The sequence below is a fragment of the Microbacterium sp. genome (assembly GCF_040394595.1).
In the GTDB taxonomy this organism is placed as follows: Bacteria; Actinomycetota; Actinomycetes; order Actinomycetales; family Microbacteriaceae; genus Microbacterium.
Genome location: NZ_JBEBSA010000010.1, coordinates 84397 through 92158, shown reverse-complemented (window position 1 = coordinate 92158; position 7762 = coordinate 84397). Strand labels below are relative to the sequence as shown.

The 7762-nt window shown below is 72.2% G+C and carries 9 protein-coding genes; all 9 read left to right on the top strand.

From position 1 onward, the window contains the following. Positions 1-1319, top strand: a 1319-nt coding sequence (ftsH, locus tag ABWO84_RS11295; protein WP_353114674.1) for an ATP-dependent zinc metalloprotease FtsH, incomplete at its 5' end; no start/stop codon positions are given. A gap of 1 nt (position 1320) precedes the next feature. Continuing rightward, positions 1321-1932, top strand: coding sequence for a GTP cyclohydrolase I (folE, locus tag ABWO84_RS11290; protein WP_353114673.1), 612 nt, complete (start codon positions 1321-1323; stop codon positions 1930-1932). Beyond that, entirely contained in the window at positions 1929-2726 is a 798-nt protein-coding gene (gene folP, locus ABWO84_RS11285; protein ID WP_353114672.1) for a dihydropteroate synthase, read from the top strand. The genes folE and folP overlap by 4 nt, the downstream gene beginning before the upstream one ends. A gap of 121 nt (positions 2727-2847) precedes the next feature. Continuing rightward, positions 2848-3219, top strand: coding sequence for a dihydroneopterin aldolase (gene folB, locus ABWO84_RS11280; RefSeq protein ID WP_353114671.1), 372 nt, complete (start codon positions 2848-2850; stop codon positions 3217-3219). After that, a complete protein-coding gene (gene folK, locus ABWO84_RS11275) occupies positions 3216-3782 on the top strand; it encodes a 2-amino-4-hydroxy-6-hydroxymethyldihydropteridine diphosphokinase (protein ID WP_502915412.1) in 567 nt (188 codons plus the stop codon). The genes folB and folK overlap by 4 nt, the downstream gene beginning before the upstream one ends. Continuing rightward, positions 3779-4240 (top strand): DUF3180 domain-containing protein, encoded by a 462-nt coding sequence (locus ABWO84_RS11270; protein WP_353114670.1) that lies wholly within the window; start codon positions 3779-3781, stop codon positions 4238-4240. Before folK ends, ABWO84_RS11270 begins: the two co-directional genes overlap by 4 nt. A gap of 46 nt (positions 4241-4286) precedes the next feature. Then, positions 4287-4898 (top strand): PH domain-containing protein, encoded by a 612-nt coding sequence (locus ABWO84_RS11265; RefSeq protein ID WP_502915413.1) that lies wholly within the window; start codon positions 4287-4289, stop codon positions 4896-4898. Next, the gene (locus ABWO84_RS11260) at positions 4895-7009 is read left to right on the top strand and encodes a PH domain-containing protein (protein WP_353114669.1); all 2115 of its coding nucleotides are present in this window, start codon (positions 4895-4897) and stop codon (positions 7007-7009) included. The genes ABWO84_RS11265 and ABWO84_RS11260 overlap by 4 nt, the downstream gene beginning before the upstream one ends. 2 nt (positions 7010-7011) lie before the next feature. Continuing rightward, the gene (locus tag ABWO84_RS11255; RefSeq protein WP_353114668.1) at positions 7012-7692 is read left to right on the top strand and encodes a DUF2520 domain-containing protein; all 681 of its coding nucleotides are present in this window, start codon (positions 7012-7014) and stop codon (positions 7690-7692) included. Positions 7693-7762 lie beyond the last annotated feature (70 nt).

Sequence of the window (7762 nt, the reverse complement as noted above, 5' to 3'; positions counted from 1 at the left end):
TCTCCGGCTCCGACTTCGTCGAGATGTTCGTCGGCGTCGGCGCCTCCCGCGTGCGGGACCTGTTCACGCAGGCGAAGGAGAACGCCCCGGCGATCATCTTCATCGACGAGATCGACGCGGTCGGACGTCACCGCGGCGCCGGTCTCGGCGGCGGCAACGACGAGCGCGAGCAGACGCTGAACCAGATGCTCGTCGAGATGGACGGATTCGACCCCAACGCGAACGTCATCGTCATCGCGGCGACCAACCGCCCCGACATCCTCGACCCCGCGCTGCTGCGCCCCGGTCGCTTCGACCGCCAGATCGGCGTGGACGCCCCCGACCTCAAGGGCCGGCAGAAGATCCTCGAGGTGCACTCGAAGGGCAAGCCGCTCTCGCAGAACGTCGACCTCGAGGTCGTGGCGCGCAAGACCCCGGGCTTCACCGGTGCCGACCTGGCCAACGTGCTGAACGAGGCCGCGCTGCTGACCGCCCGCTCGAACGCGCAGCTGATCGACAACCGCGCCCTCGACGAGGCCATCGACCGCGTGATCGCCGGCCCGCAGCGCCGCACCCGCGTGATGAAGGACAAGGAGAAGCTCATCACCGCGTACCACGAGGGCGGCCACGCCCTCGCCGCCGCGGCGATGAACCACACCGACCCCGTCACGAAGATCACGATCCTGCCCCGTGGCAAGGCGCTCGGCTACACGATGGTCATGCCGCTCGACGACAAGTACTCGGTCACCCGCAACGAGCTGCAGGATCAGCTCACCTACGCGATGGGCGGCCGCGTCGCCGAGGAGATCGTGTTCCACGACCCGACCACCGGTGCCTCGAACGACATCGAGAAGGCGACGAGCATCGCCCGCAAGATGGTCACCGAGTACGGCATGACGACCCAGATCGGCCCGGTGAAGCTCGGATCCGAGTCGGGCGAGATGTTCGTGCCGCGTGACATGAATCGCGGGCGCGACTACTCCGACCGCATGGCCGAGTCGGTCGACGCCGAGGTGCGCGCCCTCATCGAGCAGGCCCACAACGAGGCCTACCAGGTGATCAGCGACAACCGCGACGTCCTCGATCGGCTGGCGCTGGCGCTGCTGGAGCACGAGACGCTCGACCACAACCAGATCGCCGAGATCTTCACCGACGTGCGCAAGCTGCCCGAGCGTCCGCAGTGGCTCTCGAGCGACGAGCGCCCGGTGTCGCTGCTCCCCCCGGTCGACGTGCCCCGCCGGGTGGAGACCGCCGGTGTGGCCGCGCAGACTGCCGCGCCCGCCGAGTCGCCGCGCGGATCGAAGCCCGCTCCCGGACACCCGCGACCCGCGACGGCCTGAGGTGGCCGTAGACAGAGAGCGGGTCGAGAGGCTCACCCGCGAACTGCTCGAGGCGATCGGCGAGGACCCCGACCGTCCCGGGTTGCGGCAGACGCCGGCGCGGATGGCCGAGCTCTACGCGGAGTACTTCGCCGGTGTGCACGAGGATCCGGCGGCGCCGCTCGCGCACACGATCAGCGTGGCGCGCGGCCCGGCTCCCGAGACCCTTCCCTCGGGGGCGGTTCTCATGCGCGGCGTGCGCTTCCGCTCGGTGTGCGAGCACCATCTGCTGCCGTTCTCCGGTCACGCCCACCTCGCGTACCTCCCCGGGGAACAGGTGGTGGGGCTCGGCGCGCTGGTGAAGGTGGTCGAGATCCTCGCTGCGCGCCCTCAGGTGCAGGAGCGCCTCGGAGAGCAGATCGCCGACACGATCGCGGAGCACCTCGACGCCCGGGGCGTGCTGGTGGTGCTGGATGCGACGCACGGATGCGTCACCATGCGGGGTGGTCGTCAGCCCGAGGCGTCGACCCTCACCATCGCGGCTCGCGGCGCCTACGCCGATCCGGCCGCGCGCGCCGAGCTGATCACGCTCATCGGCGCGGGCCCTGCTCCGGAGTCGTGGGGCGACCGATGACCGGCATCTGGGGCATCCTCAACGTCACGCCCGACTCGTTCAGCGACGGCGGGCGGTATCTCGACGCAGAGGCCGCAGTGATGCATGCGCGACGGCTGCGCGCCGACGGGGCGACCGTGATCGACGTGGGCGGGGAGTCGACCAGACCCGGCGCCGAGCGCGTGGCGCCTGCCGAGGAGCAGGCCCGCGTGCTGCCGGTGATCGCCGCGCTCGCCGAGTCCGGGATCCCGGTGTCGATCGACACCCTCAACGCCGACACGGCGGTCGCGGCCGTCCACGCGGGGGCGCGGATCGTGAACGACGTGTCCGGCGGGCTCGCCGACGACCGGATGCTGGCCGCGGTGGCCCCCACGGGGGCGGACATCGCCCTCGGGCACTGGCGCGGGCCGTCCTCGGACATGTACGCCCGCGCACAGTACGGCCGGGCGGCGAGGGAGGTCGCCGGCGAACTGCGGGAGCGGATGGCGGCGGCTGCGGCGGCGGGCATCGCCCCCGCGCGTCTGATCGTCGACCCGGGTATCGGGTTCGCGAAGTCGGGTGCGCAGAACTGGGAGGTGCTGCGCGGTCTCGACGAGATCGTCGCACTCGGATCCCGGGTGCTCGTCGGCACCTCGCGCAAACGGTTCCTCGCCGAGACGCTGCCCGGAGAGGACGCCGACGAGGGGCGCCGCGACCTCGCCACCGCGGTGACCAGCGCGCTCGCCGCGCGCGACGGCGTGTGGGCGGTGCGGGTGCACGACGTCGCGGCGACGCGGGACGCTCTCGCCGTGCTCGGCGCCTGGGACGGGATCTGACCCGCAGAGAGGCGGGGAAGTCGCAAACCCTGTGCGATGCCGCCTTCCCGGTGCGGTGCGGGAGCCCGGAACGCGCCGGGTCGACGGGAGCATACCGGGGACGCCGCCGTAGGCTGGGGGAGTGGACCATATGGACGAGATCACGCTGACGGGGCTCACCGTCTTCGGACGCCACGGCGTCTTCGACCATGAGCGGCGCGACGGCCAGGAGTTCACGATCGATCTCGCACTGCACCTGCCTTTGCGCACCGCCGCGGAGTCCGACGACGTCGCCGACACCGTGCACTACGGTGAGCTGGCCGAGAGGGTGGCTGCGATCGTCGCGGGGGAGCCGGTCAACCTCATCGAGACCCTCGCGTCCCGCATCGCCGACGCGGTGCTGGACGACCAGCGCGTGAGGATCGTCCGGGTGACGGTGCACAAGCCGCACGCCCCGATCGCCCTCGAGTTCGCCGACGTCGCCGTCACCGTCACCCGGGGGAGGACATCGTGACCGGCCCGGCCCCTCGTCCCGACCGGCGGCTGACCCACGTCGGCGCCCTTCCGGATCCGCGTCCGGGGCGCGAGCCCGGCGTCGCCGTCGTCGCCCTCGGCTCGAACATCGGCGACCGCGGGGAGGCTCTGCGCCAGGCAGCCGACCGGATCCGTCGACTGCCGCTCGTCGAGGACGTGCGCATGTCGTCGCTGTTCGAGACCGTGGCCGTGCGCCCGGACGGGCCCGATCCGGAGGCGCCGTCGTTCCTCAACGCCGTCGCTCTGGTGACCACACGCCTCGCGCCGCAGGTGCTGCTCGGACTGCTGCATGCGATCGAGGAGGAGCAGGGCCGCGTGCGCCGCGAGCGGTGGGGGGATCGCACCCTCGACCTCGACCTGATCTCCTATGGCGATTTCGAGAGCGACGATCCGCATCTGCAGGTGCCGCATCCGCGGGCCTTCGAGCGTCTGTTCGTGCTCGAACCGTGGCTCGACGTCGACCCGGAGGCCGTGCTCCCGGGGCATGGCCGGGTCGCCGATCTCGTCGCCGCGCTGAAGGGCGACTCCGGGGAGCCGCGATGAGGCGCACCTCCGCCGGGGCGCTGCTCCTCCTCGCGCTGCTCGGCGCGGCGGGGGGTTACGCCTTCGACCACTTCCTCACCGTCTCCGGACAGGCGACCTTCACGCCGTCCGTCTTCCTCCCGGTGATGCTCGTGCTCCTCGCCGCCGTCTGCCTCGGCCTCGCCTGGCCGGTGCGTCGCAGCGTGCGCGGCGGAAGCCGGATCGATCCCTTCCGCGCGCTCCGCGCCGCCACGCTCGCCCGAGCCTCGAGTCTCCTCGGCGCGATCCTCGGCGGATTCGGCGTGGGACTCGCGCTCTTCCTCGTATCGCGCCCGGTGCGCCCGGTAGGGTCGATAGCGGCCACGGCCGTGCTGATCCTCGGGGCGCTGATCCTGATCGCCGCGGCGCTCGTGGCCGAACAGTTCTGCACACTGCCGAAGGATTCCGATGACCGAGAGCCAGACGACCCCGCCGAGTGACTTCCCGGGTCAGCCGACCCCGCCCTCGCCCCCCGCGTCGATCCCCATGGCCCCTCCCGTGCCGAGCGCTCCCGCGGCGCCTCTCCCCGGGGCGGCCCCGGCGCCGGCATCCGCTCCGGTGATCTCGCCGGCGGTGCTCGACGAGGACTCCTACTCGGCGCTCCGCACGCCTCGCAGCGCGTCCGCGCTGGCACTGGACGGCACGTGGCATCAGATCTCCCCGCGCTACGTGATCGCCGAGTACGTGCAGAGCGTCTTCTGGGCGATCGTGCTCGCGGTCGCCGCCTTCGTGCTCTCCAACACGCTGCACCAGCAGTGGGTGTGGATCCCCGCGGGCGTGCTCCTCGTGATCATCGTGATCACCATGATCATCCTGCCGAGGCAGGCGCGCGCGATCGGATACATGCTGCGCGAGGACGACATCGTCTTCCGCCGCGGGATCCTCTGGCAGCGCATGGTCGCGGTCCCCTACGGCCGCATGCAACTGGTCGACATCACGCAGGGCCCGCTGGCCCGGGCGTTCGGGATCTCCGAGCTGAAGATGGTGACCGCGGCCGCGACCACGGGCGTCCAGATCCCCGGGCTCAAGCCCGAGGCCGCCGAGGCCCTGCGCGACACGCTGATCGAGGTCGCCGAGACGCGACGGACCGGCCTGTGACCGTGCCTCAGCCGGCCCCCGGACAGCAGGAGCAGGTGCTTCCTGACGGCGGCTCCTCGAGCCTCGCCGACGGCGAGTGGCACCGGATGCATCCGCTCACGCCGCTCTTCAAGGGCGGCCTCGTGCTCATCGTGATCGCCGGATTCGTCATCGCGAACCTCCGCGAGCGGATCATCGGCTGGCTCGTCAACATCTTCGTGCCGGATGTGCGGTACGGCGAGTACGGCGGCGATCCGGTCGACTGGGTGCTGAACAACAACTTCGCCCTGCTCGCCCTCGGCGGCGTGCTCCTGCTGCTGGTCGTGCTCGTCGCGATCTTCTGGTTCGTCTGGCGCTTCCAGCAGTTCCGGATCACCGGATCGCACGTCGAGGTGCGCAAGGGCATCGTCTTCCGGTCGCACCGTCGTGCCCCCCTCGACCGTGTGCAGGGCGTCAACCTCACCCGGCCGTTCCCCGCGCGCATCATCGGCCTCGCGAAGATCGAGGTCGTCGGGGCGGGGACCGACTCCAACGTCGACCTCGAGTACCTCGCGACCGCGAAGGCGGAATCGGTGCGTGCGGACATCCTGCGTCTCGCATCCGGCATCCGCACGGCGCGCGCGGCGGCCGCTGCGGCCCCCGTCCCCGCCGACGGCACTCCCGCTCCGACCGCGCGTCAGCAGTTCGCCGGAGCGGTGAACACCGGGGTCGAAGGGCTCATCACGGGCGTCGATCTCGCGGACGTCGCCCCCGAGAGCGTCGTGAAGATCCCGACCGGTCGCCTCGTCGGCTCGCAGGCGATCTCGGGCGTGATCTGGCTGATCTTCTTCGGCCTCATCTTCGCGGTGACGCTCGGCTCGGTGCTGATCTCGTCGCTCAACGACCCGAGCCCGACGGCGGGGCTCGCGGTGCTCGGCGTGAGCCTCGGAATGGGGATCCCGCTCATCGTCGCCGCAATCGGCATCACCTGGGCGCAGATCTCCAAGTCGCTGCGGTATTCGATCGCGCCGACGCCGGACGGCATCCGCCTGACCTTCGGGCTGCTGACGACCATCACCGAGACGCTGCCGCCCGGCCGCATCTTCGCCGTCGAAGTCACGCAGTCGCTGCTGTGGCGCCCGTTCGGCTGGTGGTCGGTGCGGATCAACCGGATGTCGGGCAAGAGCGCGTCGCAGCAGCAGTCCGGCACGGCGCAGCAGTTCAACATCGTGCTCCCGGTCGGCAAGAGGGCCGACGTCGAGCGCGTGCTCGGCCTGGTGCTACCGGACGTCCCGGCCGCGGACATCCCGCTGATCTGGGAGCACGGCGTGCTCGGACCGATCGCGGGCGACCCGTACCGGACGACCGCGAAGCGCGCCTGGTGGGTGCGGCCGTTGTCGTGGAAGCGACAGGGCTACGCGGTGACCGACTTCGGGCTGCTGGTGCGGCGCGGCGTGATCTGGCGGAAGCTCGCGATCTTCCCGCTCGCCCGCCTGCAGGGCCTCTCCGTGAACCAGGGACCGATCGCCCGGGCCCAGGGCGTCGCCGGCGCCCAGGCGCACTCGGTGACGGGTCCCGTATCGGGGCACCTGTCCGGCCTGGAGCGCGACGACGCCATGCACCTGCTCCGCCACGTGAGCCGCGCGGCCGTGCTCGCCGCGGCGAACGACCACACGCATCGCTGGGCCGAGTCGTCCTCGGCCCCGACGGCCGCGCCGGCGTACCCGGCGCCGTCGGCGGGTGCATCGCCCGCGTATCCTCCGGCACCTGCGCCGGCGTACCCTCCGGCACCGGGGGCGGCGCCGCACGGTTACGGCGCGCCGCCGGTCGCTCCGCCGGCGGGGACGGTGCCACCGGCACCGGGGTCGGCCATGCCGCCCGCTCCGGGTTCGGTCGCTCCGCCCGCTCCGCCCGCAGCTCCGGTCGCTTCGCCTGCAGCTCCGGTCGCTCCGCCTGCAGCTCCGGTCGCTCCGCCTGCAGCTCCGGTCGCTCCGCCTGCAGCTCCGGTCGCTCCGCCCGCAGCTCCGGTCGCTCCGCCTGCCGGGTCGGTGCCGCCGGCTCCAGGATCGGCCGTGCCTCCGGCACCGCCCGCCTCGGAGGGACAGCTGCGGCGGGATCGCACGCGCCGTCAGAGCCCGGACGCGCAGGACTGATCATGGCACCGGGGCGGCTCGGCATCGGCATCATCGGCGCGGGTCGGGTCGGCCCGGTGATCGGTGCCGCCCTCGCGGGGGCGGGTCATGCGGTCGTGGGGATCACGAGCGGCTCGGATGACGAGCGCGCCGCGGCGATCCTCCCCGGTGTCCCCGTGCTCGAGGCGCTCGAGGTGGTGCGGCGCAGCGAGCTCGTGGTGATCGCGGTGCCCCACGACCAGCTGCCCGGCCTGGTCAGCGGGATCGCGGACCTCGGCGGGTGGCAGATGGGACAGCTCGTGCTGCACACCGATCCGGCCTACGGAGTCGAGGTGCTGCGCCCGGCCGCCGAGCGCGGAGCGATCCCGCTCGCGGTGCACCCCGCGATCGCGTTCAACGGCACCACGGTCGATCTCCGGCAGCTGCAAGCGTCCTTCGCGGCGGTCACGGCCCCGCCCGCGGTGCTGCCGATCGCACAGGCGCTCGCCGTGGAGCTCGGCTGCGAGCCCGTCGTCGTCGAGGAGGCGGATCGACCCGCATACGCAGAGGCGATCGCGACCGCATCCGAGTTCTCCCGGTCGATCATCGGCCAGGCGACATCGCTGCTGCGGGGGATCGGCGTCGAGAACCCCGGTGGGTACCTGTCCGCGCTGGTGTCGTCCACCGTCGAGCGCGCGCTCCGCGACGCCTCCGACACGCTCTGAGGGGCGACGCCCGAGCGAGATCGACCTCGCCCCGTGCATCCCGCGCCGTGAGGGGGTGCGGCGGCACGCC

Bases quoted from the DNA above. Each gene is read 5' to 3' on its own strand.
- ABWO84_RS11255 (WP_353114668.1), top strand. From the start codon at position 7,012: ATGGCACCGGGGCGGCTCGGCATCGGCATCATCGGCGCGGGTCGGGTC.
- ABWO84_RS11270 (WP_353114670.1), top strand. From the start codon at position 3,779: ATGAGGCGCACCTCCGCCGGGGCGCTGCTCCTCCTCGCGCTGCTCGGC.
- folP (WP_353114672.1), top strand. From the start codon at position 1,929: ATGACCGGCATCTGGGGCATCCTCAACGTCACGCCCGACTCGTTCAGC.
- ABWO84_RS11265 (WP_502915413.1), top strand. From the start codon at position 4,287: ATGGCCCCTCCCGTGCCGAGCGCTCCCGCGGCGCCTCTCCCCGGGGCG.